Source organism: Streptomyces sp. NPDC048196 (assembly GCF_040652715.1).
Lineage (GTDB): Bacteria > Actinomycetota > Actinomycetes > Streptomycetales > Streptomycetaceae > Streptomyces > Streptomyces siderophoricus.
The window spans coordinates 1-20,187 of record NZ_JBEZMM010000072.1 but is presented as its reverse complement, the minus strand read 5'-3'; the positions used below and the strand labels follow the sequence as shown (position 1 = coordinate 20,187).

19 protein-coding genes and 1 pseudogene are annotated in these 20,187 nt (G+C 72.5%); 19 read left to right on the top strand and 1 reads right to left on the bottom strand.

The window, feature by feature from the left end; all coding sequences use genetic code 11:
- The first annotated feature begins 69 nt into the window (after positions 1 to 69).
- Complete coding sequence (locus AB0E02_RS36190; protein WP_362147985.1) at positions 70 to 2,562, top strand: [protein-PII] uridylyltransferase; 2,493 nt, start codon at positions 70 to 72, stop codon at positions 2,560 to 2,562.
- A 146-nt stretch (positions 2,563 to 2,708) separates the two neighbouring features.
- Positions 2,709 to 4,262, top strand: a complete 1,554-nt coding sequence (ffh, locus tag AB0E02_RS36185; protein ID WP_362147982.1) for a signal recognition particle protein — start codon at positions 2,709 to 2,711, stop codon at positions 4,260 to 4,262.
- A 94-nt stretch (positions 4,263 to 4,356) separates the two neighbouring features.
- On the opposite strand, the gene AB0E02_RS36180 is transcribed toward ffh, so the two are convergent.
- The gene (locus AB0E02_RS36180; RefSeq protein ID WP_362147979.1) at positions 4,357 to 5,223 is read right to left on the bottom strand and encodes a methyltransferase domain-containing protein; all 867 of its coding nucleotides are present in this window, start codon (positions 5,221 to 5,223) and stop codon (positions 4,357 to 4,359) included.
- 606 nt (positions 5,224 to 5,829) lie between these two features.
- Between AB0E02_RS36180 and AB0E02_RS36175 the strand changes: the two genes are divergently transcribed.
- The 17 genes and pseudogenes from AB0E02_RS36175 to AB0E02_RS36095 all read left to right on the top strand — a co-directional run bounded on the left by AB0E02_RS36175 (position 5,830) and on the right by AB0E02_RS36095 (position 19,820).
- Complete coding sequence (locus tag AB0E02_RS36175) at positions 5,830 to 6,420, top strand: hypothetical protein (RefSeq protein ID WP_030415776.1); 591 nt, start codon at positions 5,830 to 5,832, stop codon at positions 6,418 to 6,420.
- A gap of 155 nt (positions 6,421 to 6,575) precedes the next feature.
- Complete coding sequence (rpsP, locus tag AB0E02_RS36170) at positions 6,576 to 7,016, top strand: 30S ribosomal protein S16 (protein WP_030415777.1); 441 nt, start codon at positions 6,576 to 6,578, stop codon at positions 7,014 to 7,016.
- 2 nt (positions 7,017 to 7,018) lie between these two features.
- Entirely contained in the window at positions 7,019 to 7,258 is a 240-nt protein-coding gene (locus AB0E02_RS36165) for an RNA-binding protein (protein ID WP_003980229.1), read from the top strand.
- A gap of 77 nt (positions 7,259 to 7,335) precedes the next feature.
- Entirely contained in the window at positions 7,336 to 7,881 is a 546-nt protein-coding gene (gene rimM / locus AB0E02_RS36160; RefSeq protein ID WP_030415778.1) for a ribosome maturation factor RimM, read from the top strand.
- Positions 7,881 to 8,690, top strand: a complete 810-nt coding sequence (gene trmD, locus AB0E02_RS36155) for a tRNA (guanosine(37)-N1)-methyltransferase TrmD (protein WP_362147972.1) — start codon at positions 7,881 to 7,883, stop codon at positions 8,688 to 8,690. The genes rimM and trmD overlap by 1 nt, the downstream gene beginning before the upstream one ends.
- 134 nt (positions 8,691 to 8,824) lie before the next feature.
- On the top strand, positions 8,825 to 9,172 hold the full coding sequence (rplS, locus tag AB0E02_RS36150) for a 50S ribosomal protein L19 (protein WP_066978731.1): 348 nt from the start codon (positions 8,825 to 8,827) through the stop codon (positions 9,170 to 9,172).
- Positions 9,173 to 9,268: 96 nt separating this feature from the next.
- Positions 9,269 to 10,033 carry a signal peptidase I gene (gene lepB, locus AB0E02_RS36145; RefSeq protein WP_362147967.1) on the top strand — a complete coding sequence of 255 codons (765 nt, stop codon included), beginning with the start codon at positions 9,269 to 9,271 and terminating at the stop codon, positions 10,031 to 10,033.
- Entirely contained in the window at positions 10,026 to 11,177 is a 1,152-nt protein-coding gene (gene lepB / locus AB0E02_RS36140; RefSeq protein ID WP_362147964.1) for a signal peptidase I, read from the top strand. Before lepB (AB0E02_RS36145) ends, lepB (AB0E02_RS36140) begins: the two co-directional genes overlap by 8 nt.
- Positions 11,110 to 12,186 (top strand): signal peptidase I, encoded by a 1,077-nt coding sequence (gene lepB, locus AB0E02_RS36135; RefSeq protein ID WP_362147961.1) that lies wholly within the window; start codon positions 11,110 to 11,112, stop codon positions 12,184 to 12,186. The genes lepB (AB0E02_RS36140) and lepB (AB0E02_RS36135) overlap by 68 nt, the downstream gene beginning before the upstream one ends.
- A gap of 313 nt (positions 12,187 to 12,499) precedes the next feature.
- A complete protein-coding gene (gene lepB / locus AB0E02_RS36130) occupies positions 12,500 to 13,228 on the top strand; it encodes a signal peptidase I (protein WP_362147957.1) in 729 nt (242 codons plus the stop codon).
- Positions 13,221 to 13,757 carry an NUDIX hydrolase gene (locus AB0E02_RS36125; RefSeq protein ID WP_362147954.1) on the top strand — a complete coding sequence of 179 codons (537 nt, stop codon included), beginning with the start codon at positions 13,221 to 13,223 and terminating at the stop codon, positions 13,755 to 13,757. Before lepB (AB0E02_RS36130) ends, AB0E02_RS36125 begins: the two co-directional genes overlap by 8 nt.
- Before the next feature lie 38 nt (positions 13,758 to 13,795).
- Positions 13,796 to 14,104, top strand: a complete 309-nt coding sequence (locus AB0E02_RS36120) for a DUF2469 domain-containing protein (protein WP_005311352.1) — start codon at positions 13,796 to 13,798, stop codon at positions 14,102 to 14,104.
- Between the two features lie 428 nt (positions 14,105 to 14,532).
- Positions 14,533 to 14,883: pseudogene (locus tag AB0E02_RS36115) on the top strand (YraN family protein); the annotation flags it as partial.
- On the top strand, positions 14,884 to 16,545 hold the full coding sequence (locus AB0E02_RS36110) for a YifB family Mg chelatase-like AAA ATPase (RefSeq protein WP_362147951.1): 1,662 nt from the start codon (positions 14,884 to 14,886) through the stop codon (positions 16,543 to 16,545).
- Between the two features lie 118 nt (positions 16,546 to 16,663).
- Positions 16,664 to 17,860 carry a DNA-processing protein DprA gene (dprA, locus tag AB0E02_RS36105; protein WP_362148009.1) on the top strand — a complete coding sequence of 399 codons (1,197 nt, stop codon included), beginning with the start codon at positions 16,664 to 16,666 and terminating at the stop codon, positions 17,858 to 17,860.
- Positions 17,861 to 18,221: 361 nt separating this feature from the next.
- Entirely contained in the window at positions 18,222 to 19,058 is an 837-nt protein-coding gene (gene whiG / locus AB0E02_RS36100; protein WP_362147948.1) for an RNA polymerase sigma factor WhiG, read from the top strand.
- 222 nt (positions 19,059 to 19,280) lie between these two features.
- A complete protein-coding gene (locus tag AB0E02_RS36095) occupies positions 19,281 to 19,820 on the top strand; it encodes a helix-turn-helix domain-containing protein (protein ID WP_362148006.1) in 540 nt (179 codons plus the stop codon).
- Positions 19,821 to 20,187 lie beyond the last annotated feature (367 nt).

The window sequence follows — 20,187 nt, the reverse complement described above, 5'->3', positions numbered from 1 at the left end:
GGCAGCGCCCCGGCGTACGGCGGGGGCCACGGGGCAGGCGGGGGACAACACGACCAAGGAGCGCGCGAGTTGACCGACAGCGTCGAGGGCACGACAGGACCGGCCACAGCACCCGGAGGGGACGGCGGGCCCGCGGACGGCGGCGGGTACCCCGCGGCCCGGGTGCGGCTCCTCCAGGACGAGCAGACCACCGGACCCGACCGCCGCGCCGCCCTCGCCCGGCTCACCGACGAGTGGCTGGCCGGCCTGCTGACCCGGCACGCCACCGCCGCCGGTCTGTCCGGCACCGCACTGGTCGCGGTCGGCGGCTACGGCCGCGGCGAACTCTCCCCCCGCAGCGACCTCGACCTGCTCCTGCTCCACGACGGACGCGCCGACCCGCGCGCCCTGGCCGCGCTCGCCGACCGGCTCTGGTACCCCGTCTGGGACCTCGGCATGGCCCTCGACCACTCCGTCCGCACCCCCGCCGAGGCCCGCCGGGCCGCCCGCGAGGACCTCAAGGTGCAACTGGGGCTGCTCGACGCCCGCCACCTGGCCGGCGACGCGGAACTGAGCGCCCGGCTGCGCTCCGCGGCGTATGCCGACTGGCGCGAGAGCGCCCCCAAGCGGCTGCCGGAGCTGCACGCCCTGTGCCAGGAGCGCGCCGAGCGCCAGGGCGAACTGCAGTACCTCCTCGAACCGGACCTCAAGGAGGCCCGGGGCGGGCTGCGCGACGCCACCGCACTCCGGGCGGTCGCCGCCTCCTGGCTCGCCGACGCACCCCGCGGCGGCCTGGAAGCCGCCCGCACCCTCCTCCTCGACACCCGCGACGCGCTCCACCTCACCACCGGGCGCGCCACCGACCGGCTCTCCCTCCAGGAACAGGACCAGGTCGCCGCCGCCCTCGGGGTGCTCGACGCGGACGCCCTGCTCCGCCAGACCTACGAAGCCGCCCGCACCGTCTCCTACGCCGCCGACGTCACCTGGCGCGAGGTCGGCCGGGTGCTGCGCGCCCGCGCCGTCAAGCCCGTCCTGCGCGGCCTGCTGACCGGCCGCACCGCCGCCAAGGGGGAGCGCTCACCGCTCGCCGAGGGCGTCGTCGAACTCGACGGCGAAGCGGTACTGGCCCGCACCGCCCGCCCCGAACGCGACCCGGTGCTGGTCCTGCGCGCCGCGGCCGCCGCCGCCCAGGCCGGCCTGCCCCTGGCCACCGCCGCGATCCGCCGCTGCGCCACCGCCCTCGCCGGCCGGCCGCTGCCCGAGCCCTGGCCGGCCGAGGCCACGGAACAGCTGGTCACGCTGCTCGGCGCGGGCGCGCCCACGGTGCCCGTATGGGAGGCGCTGGAGGCCGAGGGCGTCATCACCCGGCTGCTGCCCGACTGGGAGCGGGTCCGCTGCCGCCCGCAGCGCAACCCCGTCCACACCTGGACCGTCGACCGCCACCTGGTCGAGACCGCCGTACGGGCCGCCGCGCTCACCCGCCGGGTGCACCGCCCCGACCTGCTGCTGGTCGCCGCGCTGCTGCACGACATCGGCAAGGGCTGGCCCGGCGACCACTCGGTGGCCGGCGAGACCATCGCCCGCGACATGGCCGCCCGGCTCGGCTTCGACGCCCGCGACACCGCGGTGATCGCCACCCTCGTCCGCCACCACCTGCTGCTCGTCGAGACCGCCACCCGGCGCGATCTGGACGACCCGGAGACCGTCGGCGCGGTCGCCGACGCCGTCGGCACCACCCGCACCCTGGAACTCCTGCACGCCCTCACCGAGGCCGACGCACTGGCCACCGGGCCCGCCGCCTGGAGCGCCTGGCGCGGCGGACTCGTCGCCGACCTGGTGAAACGGGTCGCGGCACGGCTCGCCGGGGAACCCGAGGCGGAACCGCGCGGCGCCGAGGGGCCGACCGCCGAACAGGAACGGCTGGCCATGGAGGCCGGACGCACCGGCGGCCCGGTCCTCGCGCTGCGCACCCGCGCCGAACCCCCCGCCGAGGACGCACCCGCGACGGACGGCCCGGAACCGGTCGGCGTCGAGCTGCTGATCGCCGTCCCCGACCAGCCGGGCGTGTTGCCCGCCGCCGCCGGGGTGCTGGCCCTGCACCGGCTCGCCGTGCGCGCCGCCGACCTGCAGCTCCTGGACCCGATTGGCGACGGCCCGGTGCTGCTGCTCAGCTGGCGGGTGGCCGCCGAATACGGCTCGCTGCCCGAGGCCGACCGGCTGCGCGCCGACCTGGTCCGCGCCCTGGACGGCTCCCTCGACGTCCCGGCCCGGCTCGCCGAACGCGAACGCGCCTACGCCCGCCGGGCCCGTGCCGTACACGCCCCGCCACCCCGGGTCACCGTCGCCGCCGGCAGCTCCCGCACCGCCACCGTCATCGAGGTCCGCGCCCACGACGCGCACGGCCTGCTGCACCGCATCGGCCGGGCCCTGGAGACCGCCCGGGTGGCCGTCCGCAGCGCCCACATCAGCACCCTGGGCGCGGACGCGGTCGACGCCTTCTACGTCACCAGCACCGACGGCGCACCCCTGACCGACGCGGCGGCCCACGAGGTCGCGGCGGCGGTGGAGGCGGCGCTGCAGTAGCCGCACGGACCGGGCGGGGGAGCGGCCGGGCCCTCCCGCCCCGTAACGGCGCGGGAAACAGGGCAGGAACGGTTCGCTTGCCGGGCCCGATACCCTAGAAGCCGACTGACCGCACCCGCCCCCGACCCCGAGGATCGACGACCGCCGTGTTCGATACGCTTTCCGACCGCTTGGCGAGTACTTTCAAAAACCTCCGGGGCAAGGGACGCCTGAGCGAGGCGGACATCGACGCCACGGCGCGCGAGATCCGCATCGCTCTCCTTGAGGCGGATGTCGCCCTCCCCGTCGTCCGGGCCTTCATCAAGCAGGTCAAGGAGCGCGCCCTCGGCTCCGAGGTCTCCCAGGCGCTGAACCCGGCCCAGCAGGTCATCAAGATCGTCAACGAGGAGCTCATCGGCATCCTCGGCGGCGAGACCCGCCGGCTCCGCTTCGCCAAGCAGCCGCCCACCGTGATCATGCTCGCCGGCCTCCAGGGTGCCGGTAAGACCACCCTCGCCGGAAAGCTCGGCCGCTGGCTCAAGGGACAGGGCCACGCCCCGCTGCTGGTCGCCTGTGACCTCCAGCGCCCCAATGCCGTCAACCAGCTCCAGGTCGTCTCCGAGCGCGCGGGCGTCGCCTTCTACGGCCCCGAGCCGGGCAACGGCGTCGGCGACCCGGTCCAGGTCGCCAAGGACTCGATCGAGCACGCGCGGACCAAGCAGCACGACGTCGTGATCGTCGACACCGCCGGCCGCCTCGGCATCGACGCCGAGATGATGCAGCAGGCCGCGGACATCCGCGACGCGGTCGGCCCGGACGAGGTCCTCTTCGTCGTCGACGCGATGATCGGTCAGGACGCGGTCAACACTGCCGAGGCGTTCCGCGACGGCGTCGGCTTCGACGGCGTGGTGCTCTCCAAGCTGGACGGCGACGCCCGCGGTGGTGCCGCGCTCTCCGTCGCGCACGTCACCGGCAAGCAGATCATGTTCGCCTCCAACGGCGAGAAGCTGGACGACTTCGACGCGTTCCACCCGGACCGCATGGCGTCCCGCATCCTCGGCATGGGCGACATGCTCAGCCTGATCGAGAAGGCCGAGCAGACCTTCAGCCAGCAAGAGGCCGAGAAGATGGCGGCCAAGCTGGCGAAGGGCCCCAAGGAGTTCACGCTCGACGACTTCCTGGCCCAGATGGAGCAGGTCAGGAAGATGGGCTCCATCTCCAAGCTGCTCGGCATGCTGCCCGGCATGGGGCAGATGAAGGACCAGATCAACAACCTCGACGAGCGCGAGGTCGACCGCACCGCCGCCGTCATCAAGTCCATGACGCCGGCCGAGCGCCAGGACCCGACGATCATCAACGGCTCCCGCCGCGCCCGTATCGCCCGCGGTTCCGGCGTCGACGTCAGCACGGTCAAGAACCTGGTCGAGCGGTTCTTCGACGCCCGCAAGATGATGTCGAAGATGGCCCAGGGGGGCATCCCCGGGATGCCGGGCATGCCGGGGATGCCCGGCATGGGAGGCGGCGCCCGCAAGAAGAAGCAGGTCAAGCAGGCCAAGGGCAAGCGCAAGAGCGGCAACCCGATGAAGCGCAAGGCCGACGAGCAGGCCGCGGCCGCCCGCCGCGAGGCCGCCCAGGCCGGCAACCCGCTCGGCCTGCCGCCGGCCGACCAGGACCCGAAGAACTTCGAACTCCCCGAGGAATTCAAGAAGTTCATGGGCTGACGGCCCCGGCACCCCGCCGTACGCAGCGCCGAGCCCCCGGCCACACCTCGTGGCCGGGGGCTCGGCGCATCGACAGCCGCGGCCCGGGCGCCGGCTACCGCGTCCGCGCGATCAGATAACGGAAGACGTTCGGCATCCACACCGTCCCGTCCGGACGCTGATGCGGATGCAGTGCCTCCGCGAGCTCCTTCTCCACCTGACGCTGCTCGGCCACCCGCAGCGCCGCGTCGAACACGCCCGTCGACAGCAGCCCGCGCACCGCACTCGTCAGGTCCGCGTACCCGAACGGGCAGGCCACCCGCCCCGAACCGTCCGGCCGCAGCCCGGCCCGCTCCGCCAGGTCCTCCAGATCGTCCCGGCCGCTGGGCTGCCACCCCGCGGACCCGGCCGCCCGGTCCCCGCCGCCATCGGCCAGCCGCTGCGCCACCCGCAGCACCCCGGCCGTGGCACAGCGCTCCACCGGACCCCAGCCGCCCAGCACCACCGCGCTGCCCCGCTCGGCCAGCCCGGCCGCCGCGGTCAGCGACGCCGCCAGCCCCTCGACGGTGCTCACACACCCCACCGGATGGAACGCGGTGACCACGTTGAACGCGGTGTCCCCGGACGCCGCCGCCTCCAGACCGCCGCTGACCAGCCGGGTGTGCTCCGGCATGCCGTCCGGCGTGAGCCGCTCGCGCGCCAGCTCCAGCCGGGACTCGTCCGCGTCCACCCCGCTGACCTGCGCCCCGCGGCCCGCCGCCAGCAGCAGCGCCAGACCGGAACCACAGCCGAGCCCGAGCAGCCGGGTGCCCGGCCCGACGCCCAGCCGGTCGTACGCGGCTTCGTAGAGGGGGACCAGCATCCCTTCCTGGATCTCGGCCCAGTCGCGGGCGCGCGCCCGCGACCCGGCCGGTAGGGGCGGGCCCTCACAGCGCAGGGAAGCAGAGTCCGGAAGCTGGTGCCGTACGAGCGTGGGTGACATCGATAGCGCCCCTATTCGCCGAGAACCGAACCTGTGCCGTACCGATCGCCCCCGTCAACACGCGTGGTGCGCCCCCGCAACCCAGACAACTGCGCATCCGTCCGGGCGTCCAGGGGTTGCGCCGGGGTTGTCTCCCGCGCGCCCCCGTATGCGCCGGGGCCGCTCCCTGAAGCGCCGTTCCAGGGTGCCCCGGCCGGCGCCGTTCCGCCACGCCAGCGTTCCCGCCGGGGTCGCTTCCGCACCTCCGTGCGCCCTCGCCCGGCGCCCGCGCGCGGCCCTACGGTGGGGTACGGGCCGGTGCGGGAACGCACAGGTGGGCCCCGTAGCATCGCCGCGGCGCTCTCCGTAGTGGCCGGGCGTCGTTACGCCGTGCGGCGTACCCGGGTGCGCGCGGAGGCCTTCCACGGGCCTTCCACGGGCCGTCTCCGGACACTCCGGTGCATACGCGGGGATACGTCCCGGCTTGCGGCCCGGTGGGCGGCTTCTGCGCAGATCGGGGTAGGCGCCCACCAGCGCGGCGCATGGCCGGAAACTGACTGGTACGTGCAAATTATTTGGGATGGCCCGGAATCGGAACACTGGGCCGCCCTGGCTCGTTGTTACGACGTGAGCACGACACCGCCTGTTCTCGCCGCCGAGCTGGCGCTCGCGTGGGCCGACATTCAACGGCACCACCCCGAGCTGCCGGACCTGGCCGCGCCCGAGTCCCTGATCGGAGAGTCCTCGTCCGCCTGCGGCGCCGAACTCTCCTTCGAACGGCTGCTCCACGAGGCAGTCCACGGCATCGCCGCCGCCCGCGGCGTCCGCGACACCTCCCGGGCAGGCCGCTACCACAACCGCCGATTCCTGGCGATCGCCGAGGAACTGGGCCTGGACCACGCCGACGAGCCGCACCCCAGCAGCGGCTTCTCGCTGGTCACGCTCAACCCCGAAGCCAGACGGCGCTACCGCCCGACCATCGAACGGCTCGGCCGGGCCCTCAAGGCCCATTCGGCCGCGACCGCCACCGACACCGCCCGCAGCTTCCGGGGCCCGGCCGCCCGGCACGGCTCCTCCGGAGGCGGCGTCCGCGTCAAGGCCGTCTGCGACTGCGGGCGCAATGTCCGGGTCGTTCCGTCCGTCCTCGCGCAGGCGCCGATCGTCTGCGGCGGCTGCGGCAAACCCTTCCGGATCCCCGAGGTGGCCGCGGTCGGCTGACCCAAACGCGTGTGGCACAATGGCTAGCTGTACTCGACAGTCGCACAGGACCCCTCTCTCCTCCGGCTGACGCGTCCATCGGGCACTCGGGTACCGCAACCCCACGCGGCAGCTCGCCGTGCCCAATCACGTCAAATCCAGGAGAACCCACTCCCGTGGCAGTCAAGATCAAGCTGAAGCGTCTGGGCAAGATCCGTTCGCCTCACTACCGCATCGTCGTTGCCGACTCCCGTACCCGCCGTGACGGCCGGGCCATCGAGGAGATCGGTCTGTACCACCCGGTGCAGAACCCCTCGCGCATCGAGGTCGACTCCGAGCGTGCGCAGTACTGGCTGAGCGTCGGCGCCCAGCCGACCGAGCCGGTTCTCGCCATCCTGAAGAAGACCGGCGACTGGCAGAAGTTCAAGGGCGAGCCCGCCCCGGCGCCGCTGCTGGTGGCCGAGCCGAAGGCCGACAAGCGCGCCCTGTTCGAGGCCGCCGCCAAGGCTTCCGGTGACGAGCCGAAGGGTGAGGCCATCACCCCGAAGGCGAAGAAGACTGACAAGAAGGCGGACGAGGCTGCGGCCGAGTCCACCTCCGAGTCCTCCGAGGCCTGAGCATGCTCGAGGAAGCCCTCGAGCACCTCGTCAAGGGCATCGTCGACAACCCCGATGACGTGCAGGTAGCCTCGCGCACCCTGCGCCGCGGGCGGGTGCTGGAGGTCCGGGTCCACCCCGACGACCTCGGCAAGGTGATCGGCCGCAACGGCCGCACCGCCCGCGCGCTGCGGACCGTCGTCGGCGCCATCGGCGGCCGCGGCATCCGCGTCGACCTCGTCGACGTGGACCAGGTCCGCTGACACGTTGAACACCGGCTCGGGCCGGGGAGGGCTTCGGCCCGCCCCGGCCCGTAGTCGTCGTCAAGGGAGAAACAAGCGTGCAGTTGGTAGTGGCGCGGATCGGCCGCGCCCACGGCATCAAGGGCGAGGTCACCGTCGAGGTGCGCACCGACGAGCCGGAGCTTCGGCTCGCGCCCGGCGCCGTCCTGGCCACCGACCCGTCCTCCGTGGGACCGCTGACCATCGCGACCGGCCGGGTACACAGCGGCCGGCTGCTGCTGCGCTTCGAAGGCGTCACCGACCGCACCGCCGCCGAGGCGCTGCGCAACACCCTCCTGATCGCCGAGGTCGACCCCGACGAGGTCCCCGAGGACCCGGAGGAGTTCTACGACCACCAGCTGATCGATCTCGACGTGGTCACCCGCGACGGCACCACCGTCGGCCGGATCTCCGAGATCTCCCACCTGCCCTACCAGGACCTGCTGGTCGTCGAACGCCCCGACGGCAGCGAGGTGCTGATCCCGTTCGTCGCCGAGATCGTCCCGGAGATCGACCTGGAGGAGCAGCGCGCCGTCATCGAACCGCCGGCCGGCCTCCTCGACGACAGCCAGGCCGAGATCGCCTCCGGCCGCGAGGACAGCTGATGCGGCTCGACGTCGTCACGATCTTCCCCGAATACCTCGAACCGCTGAACGTCTCCCTGGTCGGCAAGGCGCGCGCCCGGGGCCAGCTCGACGTGCGCGTCCACGACCTGCGCCAGTGGACACACGACAAGCACCACACCGTCGACGACACCCCCTACGGCGGCGGGCCCGGCATGGTCATGAAGCCCGAACCCTGGGGCGAGGCGCTGGACGCCGTCCTGACCTCCGGCGAGGGCGAACCGGTCATCGTCGTCCCCACCCCCAGTGGCGTGCCGTTCACCCAGCAGCTCGCCGTGGAGCTCTCCACCAAGCCCTGGCTGGTCTTCACCCCGGCCCGCTACGAAGGCATCGACCGCCGCGTCATCGAGGAATACGGCGACCGCGTCGACGTCCGCGAGGTGTCCATCGGCGACTACGTCCTGGCCGGCGGCGAGGCCCCGGTCCTGGTCATGGTCGAGGCGGTGGCCCGGCTGCTGCCCGGAGTCCTCGGCAACGCCGCCTCCCACCAGGACGACTCCTTCGCCCCCGGCCCGATGGCCGACCTCCTGGAGGGTCCCGTCTACACCAAGCCTCCCGAGTGGCGCGACCGTACGATCCCCGAGGTGCTGCTCAGCGGCCACCACGGCAAGATCGCCCGCTGGCGCCGGGACCAGGCGTTTCGCCGCACCGTCCGCAACCGCCCCGATCTGATCGAGCGCGCCGACCCCGCCGCGTTCGACAAACACGACCGCGCGATCCTCGCCGCCCTGGGCTGGGCGCCCGGCGAGGACGGCCGATTTGGGCGGACGACCGGGGCCGTGGAAGAATAGGCCGCTGTTGTGTGCGTCCGGCGCGCGCCCCTGCCACAGGGGGAACGACGCCCGCCCGACGGAACAGCATCCCAAGCATCCTTTACCGATATTCCGTTGATGACCTGTGGCATCAGCGAAGAAAGCAGTGGGTCATGCACCTTCTCGACACCGTCGACTCCGCGTCGCTGCGCAGCGACATCCCGGCCTTCCGCCCCGGTGACACGATCAACGTCCACGTCCGCGTCATCGAGGGCAACCGCTCCCGTGTGCAGCAGTTCAAGGGCGTCGTCATCCGCCGTCAGGGCTCGGGCGTCCGCGAGACCTTCACGGTCCGCAAGGTCAGCTTCTCCGTCGGCGTCGAGCGCACCTTCCCGGTGCACACCCCGATCGTCGAGAAGATCGAGGTCGTGACCCGCGGTGACGTCCGTCGCGCCAAGCTGTACTACCTCCGCGAGCTGCGCGGCAAGGCCGCCAAGATCAAGGAGAAGCGCGAGCGCTGAGCCGCGCCGACCCGGAGCGCGAATTTTTGCGCCCCGGCAACGCAAAGCCCCTCTCGCGCCGGGTGTCCGGATCCGGCCGGATAGGCTCAGGGCCCGATGGACACCGACGCACATCTCACGGAGCGCGACCCCTCTCCCACCCCCGACGCGGGGCCGGAGCAGGGGTCGCGCTCCGCGCGTTTCACCGCCCGCCTCGCCGGGCTGCGCCACCGGCCGGTGACCCTGCTCGCGCTCTGCCTGGCCTTCGTCCTGCTGCTGAGCGCCTTCGTCGCGCAACCGTTCCTGATCCCCAGCTCGTCCATGGAGAACACCCTCCAGATCGGCGACCGGGTGCTGGTCAACAAGCTGGCTTACCGTTTCGGCAGTGAGCCCGCGCGGGGCGACGTGGTGGTGTTCGACGGCACCGGGTCGTTCGTTCACAGGGAGCAGGGGGAGAATCCCGTCACGGGTCTGCTGCGCGGCGCCGGAGCGGCGCTGGGCCTGGCCCGGCCCGCCGACACCGACTACGTCAAGCGCGTGATCGGCATCGGCGGCGACCATGTGACCTGCTGCGACAAACGGGGGCGGATCGAAGTGAACGGTGAGCCCGTCGACGAGGGCTACCTCCACCCCGGGGACGCGCCGTCCTCGGTGGAGTTCGACATCGTGGTGCCGGAAGGGAAGCTCTGGGTCATGGGGGATCACCGCGCACGGTCCAGCGATTCCCGCGATCACCTCGGCGAACCGGGCGGCGGCACGGTCCCGGTCGACGAGGTCATCGGCCGGGCGGATCTGATCACCTGGCCGGTGAGCCGCTGGCGCACGATCGACACACCGGGTTCCTTCGCCCGGATACCGGCCCCGGCAGGCCCCCATGGGTAGCCGCGGACGCCCCCGGCACGGGCGCCAGGGCGGCAACGAGAGTGGGCACGGGCCGGGCGGCGCGTACGGCGAGGGCAGTGGCGCGTACGGCGAGGGGGACGGCGCGTACGGCGAGGGGGACGGCGCGTACGGCGATGCCGCGGCGCCCGGGGCGGGCCCGGCGGGCCGAGCCGGCGCGGGTGCCACGCCACGGCGCCCGGCGACCGGCGGGCGGGCCGAACGGCGCCGCCAGGCCAAGCGCATCAAACGCCGCAGGCAGCGCTCCTACCTGAAGGAAATCCCGATCCTGGTCGGCGTGGCGCTGGCCATCGCCCTCGTACTGAAGACGTTCCTCGTCCAGGCCTTCGTCATCCCGTCCGGCTCCATGGAGCAGACGATCAGGATCGGCGACCGGGTGCTGGTCGACAAGCTCACCCCCTGGTTCGGCTCCAAGCCGGAGCGCGGCGACGTCGTGGTCTTCAAGGACCCCGGAAACTGGCTCAAGGGCGAGCAGCACCAGCCCACCGACGACGGGGGCGCCTTCCAGCCGGTCAAGGACGCCATGACCTTCATCGGGCTGCTGCCGTCGGCCGACGAGCAGGACCTGATCAAGCGGGTCGTGGCGGTCGGCGGCGACACCGTCAAATGCTGTGACAAGCAGGGCCGGGTGACGGTCAACGGCAGCCCGCTCACCGAGCCGTACATCCATCCGGGCAATCCGCCGTCCCAGATCAAATTCACCGTCAACGTCCCCACCGGGCGGATCTTCGTGATGGGCGACCACCGTTCGGACTCCGCCGATTCGCGCTTCCACCTGGACGAGCCGTACCGTGGCACGGTCTCGGAGGACAACGTCGTGGGCCGGGCAGTGGTGATCGCCTGGCCGTTCAGCCACTGGCGGCGCCTCGAAGAACCGGACACGTTCGGGACGGTGCGCGACGCGCCGGGCGCCAAGGCGTCCGCGGCGGATGTGCCGCATAGGCTGTCACCCGAGAGTTTGACCGTACTCCCGACCCCTGCGGAACTCCCGCTCGTTATGGGAGTGGTGGGCCTGCACCGGTTGACGGGCGGGCGAGTGCGTGGAGTGAGGAGCAGACGTGGGGGACTTGGCGGTCGGCGCGCGGTCCGGAACCGGAGAGCCCGAAGAGCCGGCAGGACGCGGTGAGACCCCGCAGCCGGCGGCGAGTTCCGTGCCCCAGTCACCAGCACAGTCACGAGCGGAGTCAGAGCCGTCCAGGCCGCAGTCACCGGCCGCGGCACGGACGCGGTCCCAGGGCCCGGTGGCCCTGGACAAACCGGACGGTGCCGGCGCGCCCGATCCGGCCGGTGGCTCCGGTGCGACGGACGGATCAGCGGGTGAGGAGACCGGCGGCAGCATGAAGAAGGGCAAGAAGCCGCGCGCCTTCTGGAAAGAGCTGCCGATTCTGATCGGGATCGCCCTGCTCCTCGCGCTGCTGATCAAGACGTTCCTGGTCCAGGCGTTCTCCATCCCGTCCGACTCGATGCAGGACACCCTGCAGCGCGGGGACCGGGTGCTGGTCGACAAGCTGACCCCGTGGTTCGGCGCGAAACCGCAGCGCGGTGAGGTCGTCGTCTTCCACGACCCGGGCGGCTGGCTGAACGAAACGCCGACCCCCGAGCCCAACCCCGTGCAGAAGGTCCTCAGCTTCATCGGGCTGATGCCCTCGGCCGAGGAGAAGGACCTGATCAAGCGGGTCATCGCGGTCGGCGGCGACACCGTCGAGTGCCACGGCAGCGGCCCGGTCAAGGTCAACGGCAAGGCGCTGAAGGAAAGCTCGTACGTCTTCCCCGGCGCCACCCCGTGCGGTGACCGCGCGTTCGGCCCGATCCACGTGCCCAAGGGCCGTATCTGGGTGATGGGCGACCACCGCGACGACTCCCTCGACTCCCGCTACCACCAGAACCTCAAGGGGCGCGGCACGGTCTCGGAGGACGAGGTCGTCGGCCGGGCCTTCACCATCGCCTGGCCGGTCAACCGGTGGGCGACCCTGCCGGTCCCGGACACCTTCGACCAGCCCGGCCTCGACAAGGCCATGGCGGCGGCTCCGGCGGCCCTCGGGCTGGCCGGTGCGGTACCGCTGGTGCTGTGGCGGCGGCGCAGGCAGGCCGCGGCCGTGGGCGCCGCGCGTGGCCCGGAGGGCGAGCGAGAGTAGAGCGAGAGGTGTGGCCGGATGGTGCCTGTGGGTGCCGTCCGGTGGTGACTGCCCGGGCGATGCCCGGGCAGTCGGCGTTTCGGGGGGTTCTCGTGGAGACCTGCGCAGACTTCTCGTGCGGCGTTTTGCGGCGGCTGGTGGAGGCTTCTCCTGGGACAGGGCCCTCTGGGGTGGTTGGCTCGGTGGGGACGGGGACGTCCGTGGAACGGGACCGCGGGCCCGGCCCCAGGTGCTGACCGCAGGTCGTAACCCCAGGTAAGGTGCCGTCCCGGATCTTCGACGCGGGCCGGGCCTGCGGGGTGGGAGCGCTGGGATGAGCAGCAGTACGGAACGCAGGACCGACGGCCGCAGCCGGACGGCGGGCAGTGTGCTGTCCGGGCTCGCGGTGGCCGCCGGCTGTGTGCTGTTCCTCGGCGGCTTCGTATGGGCGGCCCTGATCTACCGCCCCTATACGGTGCCGACCGATTCGATGTCACCGACGATCGCGGCCGGGGCCCGGGTCATCGCCGAGAAGGTGAACGGCTCCGAGATACGCCGCGGCGACATCGTCGTCTTCAAGGACTCCGCGTGGGGCGACCTGCCGATGGTCAAGCGCGTCGTCGGCGTCGGCGGCGACCGGGTCGCCTGCTGCACCAAGCAGGGCCGGCTGACCGTCAACGGCATTCCCATCGAGGAACCGTATCTGCAGGGCAGCGGCCCCGCCTCACCCGTCGGCTTCAAGGCCAAGGTGCCCACCGGCCAGCTCTTCCTGCTCGGCGACCACCGCAGCGACTCCCTCGACTCCCGCGTCCACCTCACGGACGGCGACCACGGCTCGGTGCCGCGCGGCGCCGTCGCCGCCCGGGTCGACGCCCGCGCCTGGCCGCTCGGCAGCGTCGGCGTGATGCAGCGCCCGGCTGCCTTCTCGGCCCTCCCCGGCGGCACCTCGCAGCCCGGCCCCATCCAGCCGATCACGCTCGTCGTGGTGGCCGGCGCGGTCCTCATCCTCGGCGGCGCGGCCTACGGCCCGATCGCCCGGCGCAAGGGGCGCACACGTGCCTGACCGGCCGAACCCGGAGGAAGGGCTGAGGACAGAGGCCGAGCCGGCCGTCGCCGTTCGCCAGGTCTCCCGCGTCGTCCTCCTCGACCCGGACAACCGGATTCTGCTGCTCCACGGCTTCGAACCGGACGACCCGACCGACACCTGGTGGTTCACCCCTGGTGGCGGCCTGGAAGGCGACGAGACCCACGAGGAGGCCGCCCGCCGGGAACTCGCCGAGGAGACCGGCATCACCGGCGTCGTCCTCGGCCCCGTCCTGTGGAAGCGGCGCTGCGCCTTTCCCTTCGACGGTCGACGCTGGGAACAGGACGAGTGGTACTACCTGGCGAGAACGGACCGCACTGCCACCCATACGGGAGGGCAGACGGCCCTGGAACGACGCAGCGTCTCGGGACTGAAGTGGTGGACTTCGGAGGAACTGTCCGCCTCGCATGAGACGGTGTACCCGACCAGACTCGCCGAGCTGCTGCGCACACTGCTCGACGAAGGGCCCCCGAGTGCGCCGGTGCTCCTGGAGACCGAGCGGGCCTGACGCACAATAGGGGGACGCACGGCTGAAGGGGATCTGCCATGAGCGCCGAGGACCTCGAAAAGTACGAGACCGAGATGGAGCTGAAGCTCTACCGGGAGTACCGCGACGTCGTCGGGCTGTTCAAATATGTGATCGAGACCGAGCGTCGCTTCTACCTCACCAATGACTACGAGATGCAGGTGCACTCCGTGCAGGGCGAGGTCTTCTTCGAAGTCTCGATGGCGGACGCCTGGGTCTGGGACATGTACCGGCCGGCTCGATTCGTCAAGCAGGTACGCGTCCTCACATTCAAGGACGTGAACATCGAAGAGCTCAACAAGAGTGATCTGGAGCTTCCGGGCAGCTGATCGGCGCGCTTGACGCAGGTGACGCCCGGTACCGCCGGGCGGCCGCGTGGGGCGGGAGCGCGGGCGGGGGAGTGCGGGCGTCTTCACCCGACCGGGTGAGCGAGTTATCCACAACCAGCCGGTTGTCCACCAAGATCCAATAGTTCTGGGCGAGGGCGTCACAGTCGGTGCCGGAGGTGGTACCGATGAACGCCACGCACGCCCGGCACCCGGCCGGACCCGACACCCAGCCCCCGCCCACGCCCCGCCCGATCCGCACGCCACACACGGCCCCTGCGACACCGGGGGCACCGGGGACACTTTCGGCACCGGCGAAACCCAGGACGGCACGGGCTGAACCCCAAGCGACCGCACCGCCGCCCCGGCCCGGGACCACTCGAAAGCGGCGTCCCCCAGCAACGACCGCACCCCCACGCACCGATGTCCGGCGACGCGCCCTCGGCCGCTACGGCGAAGACCTGGCCGCCCGGCACCTCATCGACGCCGGCCTGCGCATCCTGGCCCGCAACTGGCGCTGCCGGGAGGGCGAGATCGACCTCGTCGCCGCCGACGGCGACGCCCTGGTGATCTGCGAGGTCAAAACCCGCCGCGCCGGCCGGTACGAACACCCCATGGCCGCCGTCCGCCCCGAGAAGACCGCCCGGCTCCGCACGCTCGCGGAACGCTGGATGGCACGCCACGGCGGCCCACCGCCCGGCGGCGTCCGGATCGACGTCGTCGGAGTCGTCCTGCCCACCCGCGGCGCCCCGTCCGTCGAGCATGTGCGAGGGGTGGCCTGAATGGGATTCGCCCGTACCTGCTCGGTCGCCCTGGTCGGCGTCGAAGGAGTCGTCGTCGAGGTCCAGGCCGACCTGGAACCCGGCGTCGCTGCCTTCACCCTCGTCGGACTCCCCGACAAGAGCCTCATCGAATCCCGGGACCGCGTGCGCGCCGCCGTCGTGAACTCCGGCGCCGAATGGCCCCAGAAGAAGCTCACCGTCGGCCTCAGCCCGGCCTCCGTCCCCAAGGGCGGCAGCGGGTTCGACCTGGCCGTCGCCTGCGCCGTCCTGGGCGCCGCCGAGCGCCTCGACCCCCGTGAACTCACCGACCTCATGATGATCGGCGAACTCGGCCTGGACGGCCGGGTCAGGCCGGTGCGCGGCGTACTCCCGGCCGTACTGGCCGCCGCCGACGCCGGATACCGCCAAGTCGTCGTCCCCGAACGGACCGTCGCCGAGGCCTCCCTCGTCCCCGGCATCTCCGTCCTCGGCGTCCGCAGCCTGCGCCAGCTCATCGCCGTCCTCGCCGACGAACCGGTACCCGAAGAGGAAGACGCCCCGCAGGAGGGCCGCCCCGACCCGCTGCTGGCCGGCCTGGTCGTCCCCGGCGCCGGCCTGCCGCGCGGCGACCACGTCCCCGACCTCGCCGATGTCGCAGGTCAGCACACCGCCCGCCGTGCTTTGGAGGTGGCCGCCGCCGGACGGCACCACATCTTCTTCAAGGGCCCGCCCGGCGCCGGCAAAACCATGCTCGCCGAACGCCTCCCCGGCCTGCTGCCACCCCTCACCCCCAAGGAGTCGCTGGAGGTCACCGCCGTCCACTCCGTGGCCGGCACCCTCCCGCCAGGACAGCCGCTGGTCGACCGGCCGCCCTACTGCGCCCCGCACCACTCCGCGACCATGGCCTCCCTCGTCGGCGGCGGCACCGGACTGCCCCGCCCCGGCGCGGTATCCCTCGCCCACCACGGCGTCCTCTTCGTGGACGAGGCCGCCGAATGCAGCCCCAAAGTCCTCGACGCACTGCGCCAGCCCCTGGAATCCGGCCATGTCGTCGTCGCCCGGGCCGCCGGCATGCTCCGCATGCCCGCCCGCTTCCTCCTGGCCCTCGCCGCCAACCCGTGCCCCTGTGGACGGCACGGCACCCTCAGTGGCGGCTGCGAATGCCGCCCCTCCTCCATCCGCCGCTACCGCGCCCGCCTCTCCGGCCCCCTGATGGACCGGGTCGACCTGCGCATCGCCGTGGAACCGGTCGCCCGCTCCGAGCTCATCGCACTGAGCCGGGGCGCCGAATCCAGCGCGACCGTGGCACAGCGCGTACGGGCCGCCCGCGAACGCGCCGCGGCCCGCCTCGCCGGCACCCCCTGGCACACCAACAGCGAGGTACCCGGCCATGAGCTCCGCACCCGCTGGCAGGCCGACCCCGGCGCCCTCGCCCAGGCGGAACGCGACCTCGAATGCGGCCTCCTCACCGCCCGCGGACTCGACCGCGTCCTCCGCGTCGCCTGGACCGCCGCCGACCTGGCCGGCCGCGACCGCCCCACCAGCGAAGACGTCAACTGGGCCCTGGAACTCCGCACCGGCGTACGACGCGGCGCCCTGACCACGGTGGGCAGCGGTAGCTCCGACAGGACCGCCCACGAATCCGCAACCACCCACCCACCAGGCCCCCGGAACCAGGACTGACGGACCCATGACCGGACTCGACGAATGGGGCTTCGCCGCACCCCGCCCCGGCCCCCGCACAGGCGGCAACACCGCCCGCACCCCACACGACCGGAACCACGAGGCACACGCCCACCTCATGGGAGACGCCCAGGCCCACCTCACGGGAGGCGAACCACCCCACCCGCCCTACGAACCGCAGCGCAGCGCCCGCGCCGCCCTCACCCGGATCCTCGAACCGGGCGACGAAACCGCCGGCCGCTGGCTGAACGACATGGGCCCGGTCGCCCTGCTGCACGCCCTCACCGACGAGGACGCGGCCCCGCCCCCGGGCGCCGGCCGGACCAAGCTCGCCGGCCTGAGAATGCGCGCCGCCCGCGCCCGCCCCGCCGAAGACCTCGCCGCCGTCGCCGCACTCGGCGGCCGGTTCCTCTGCCCCGGCGACGAGGAGTGGCCCAGCCAGCTCGACGACCTCGGCGACGGCCGCCCCATCGGCCTCTGGGTGCGCGGCAGGGCCCACCTCCGGCTCTGGGCCCTGCGCTCCGTCGCCGTCGTCGGCGCCCGGGCCTGCACCGAATACGGCGCCCACCTCGCCACCACCCTCAGCGCTGGACTCGCGGAGCGCGGCTGGGCCATCACATCCGGAGCCGCGTACGGCGTCGACGGCGCGGCGCACCGCGGCGCATTGGCCGCCAACGGCGCCACCATCGCCGTACTCGCCTGCGGCGTCGACTACGCCTACCCGCGCGGCCACACCGAGTTGATCGACCGCATCGCCGAACAGGGCCTGGTCATCGCCGAGTTACCACCCGGCGACCACCCCACCCGCAGCCGCTTCGTCCAGCGCAACCGCGTGATCGCCGCCCTCACCCGGGGCACCGTCGTCGTGGAGGCCGAACTCCGCAGCGGTTCGCTCGTCACCGCCCGCCGGGCGCTCGCCCTCGGGCGCTTCACGATGGGCATGCCCGGCCCCGTCACCAGCGGCCTGTCCGCCGGAGTGCACCAACTCCTGCGCGGCGAGGCGGCGCTGGTCACCGACGCCGACGAGGTCATCGAACTCGTCGGCAGCATCGGCGACCTCGCACCCGAGCGGCGCGGACCCACCAACCTCCGCGACCTCCTCGACCCGGTCGCAACCCGCGTACTGGAGGCACTGCCCGCGCGCGGAAGCGCGGACACCGGTCATCTCGCGCGGGAAGCCGGCACATCCCGCGACCTCACCCACAACAAACTCTTCGAGCTGCAGTCCCTCGGATTCGTTCAAAGGTGCGGTGAGGGCTGGGAGTTGGCCCGACGCGCCGAGACGACCGAGGGTTCCCGGCGAGGCGGTACTTGACCTGGGGCGAACGGGTGAAAGGGTGAGGGGAATGACCGCAGAATCCAGGTTTGCCGTGCTTCGGTACCCGTGTCCGACCCGCGGCGCGACAGCGATAGTGCGCAACGGGCATACGGCATCCCGCCCACCCCGTCGCCGCGTCCACCCCCACGGCTCGCCACCGGCGCACGCCCGGCATCGCACGCACGCGTCGACACGCCGTACGAGGTAACCCTGAGGTGCGGGCAGCGGAACGTATCTGCGCACGCCCGAACTCGCCCTCATCGCGGACCGCAACACTCCGGTCACGCTACGCTCACATCCAATTCATCCCTCACACATCCATCCACCCGCGTCTCGGCAGAACGGCTCAAGGCGACGAATGCCCCAGCACACCTCCGGGTCTGACCGTGCGGCAGTACCACCCGCCGCACGCGGCAGCGTGCGCCCCGCCCCGCCCACCTCACTCGACGAGCTGTGGCGCTCCTACAAGTCATCCGGCGACGGGCGGCTGCGGGAACAGCTGATCCTGCACTACTCGCCGCTCGTCAAGTACGTCGCCGGCCGCGTCAGCGTCGGCCTGCCACCCAACGTCGAACAGGCCGACTTCGTCTCCTCCGGAGTGTTCGGACTGATCGACGCCATCGAGAAGTTCGATCCCGAACGCTCCATCAAATTCGAGACCTACGCCATCACGCGCATCCGCGGCGCCATGATCGACGAACTGCGCGCCCTGGACTGGATCCCCCGTTCGGTGCGCCAGAAGGCCCGCGCCGTCGAGCGCGCCTACGCCACCCTCGAAGCGCAACTGCGCCGAACCCCGACCGAGGCGGAAGTCGCCGAGGAGATGGGCATCGCCCTGGAGGAGCTGCACGCCGTGTTCAGCCAGCTGTCCCTGGCGAACGTGGTGGCCCTCGAAGAGCTGCTGCACGTCGGCGGCGAGGGCGGCGAACGGCTCAGCCTGATGGACACCCTTGAGGACACTGCCGCTGAGAACCCGGTCGAGATCGCCGAGGACCGCGAACTCCGGCGGCTGCTCGCCCGGGCCATCAACACCCTGCCCGAACGCGAGAAGACCGTGGTCACCCTCTACTACTACGAGGGCCTCACGCTCGCCGAGATCGGCAACGTCCTCGGAGTCACGGAGAGCAGGGTCAGCCAGATCCACACCAAGTCCGTACTGCAGCTCAGAGCCAAGCTCGCCGACGTCGGCCGCTGAGTCCTCCGGTGTGGGGCCCCACGCTGAGCCGATGGCCGATTCGCTTGCCGACTCCCCGCCGAGCCCTTGCTGAGTCGCCACGGCCCCGCAGTCGCCACGGACCCCACCGCTCGCCCTTCCCGGGACGCCGTGTCGCCATGCGGAGTGCCACGCCGGGCACGCCATCCGTAGAGTGGTGACGTGCCCAGGATTCGAGCGGCCTCCGTGGCCGAGCACCGGACGATGCAGCGCGGCGCCCTGTTGGACGCCGCTCGCACCTTGCTGTCGGAAGGCGGAACCGAAGCGCTGACCTTCCCCGCCCTCGCCGAGCGCACCGGACTCGCGCGCTCCTCCGTGTACGAGTACTTCCGCTCGCGCGCAGCCGTCGTCGAGGAGCTGTGCGCGGTCGACTTTCCCGTATGGGCCGCCGAGGTGGAGACGGCGATGAAGCGCGCCGACACCCCCGAGGCGAAGATCGAGGCGTACGTCCGGCGGCAGCTCGCCTTGGTCGGCGACCGGCGCCACCGTGCCGTCGTCGCCATCTCCGCCGGCGAGCTGGACGCCGGCGCACGCGAGAAGATCCGCGCGGCACACGGCGGCCTCATCGCCATGATCGTCGAAGCCCTCGCCGCCCTCGGCCACGAACAGCCCCGCCTCGCCGCGATGCTCCTCCAGGGCGTCGTCGACGCCGCCGTCCGCCGCATCGAACTGGGCGCCGCCGAGGACCCGACCGACATCACAGAGGCAGCGGTAGCCATGGCCCTCCGCGGCATCCACGGCTAGCACCCTCCGCGGCATCCAACGGCCAGCCTCCTCCGCGGCGCATTCACGGCTGGTGCCCTCCGCGGCGCGTCCGCCTACGGGCAGCGTCCTCTGCGGCGCATCCATCCGCGGTCAGCGCCGCTCCGGTGCATCCAGGGACAGGCTGCGCGGCTTGCTGACCTGGGGATCTCGCCGGCTTTGGGACCTTGCCGGTCTGGGGGCCTTGACCGGCGGGGGCTTGCACGGACCGGTCGGGGCGGCCGGAACTCTGACCGGGGCCCTTCCCCCTCCCCCCGGGGCCCTTCCCCCTCCCCCCGGGGCCCTTCCCCCTCCCCCCGGGGCCCTTCCCCCTCCCCCCGGGGCCCTTCCCCCTCCCCCCGGGGCCCTT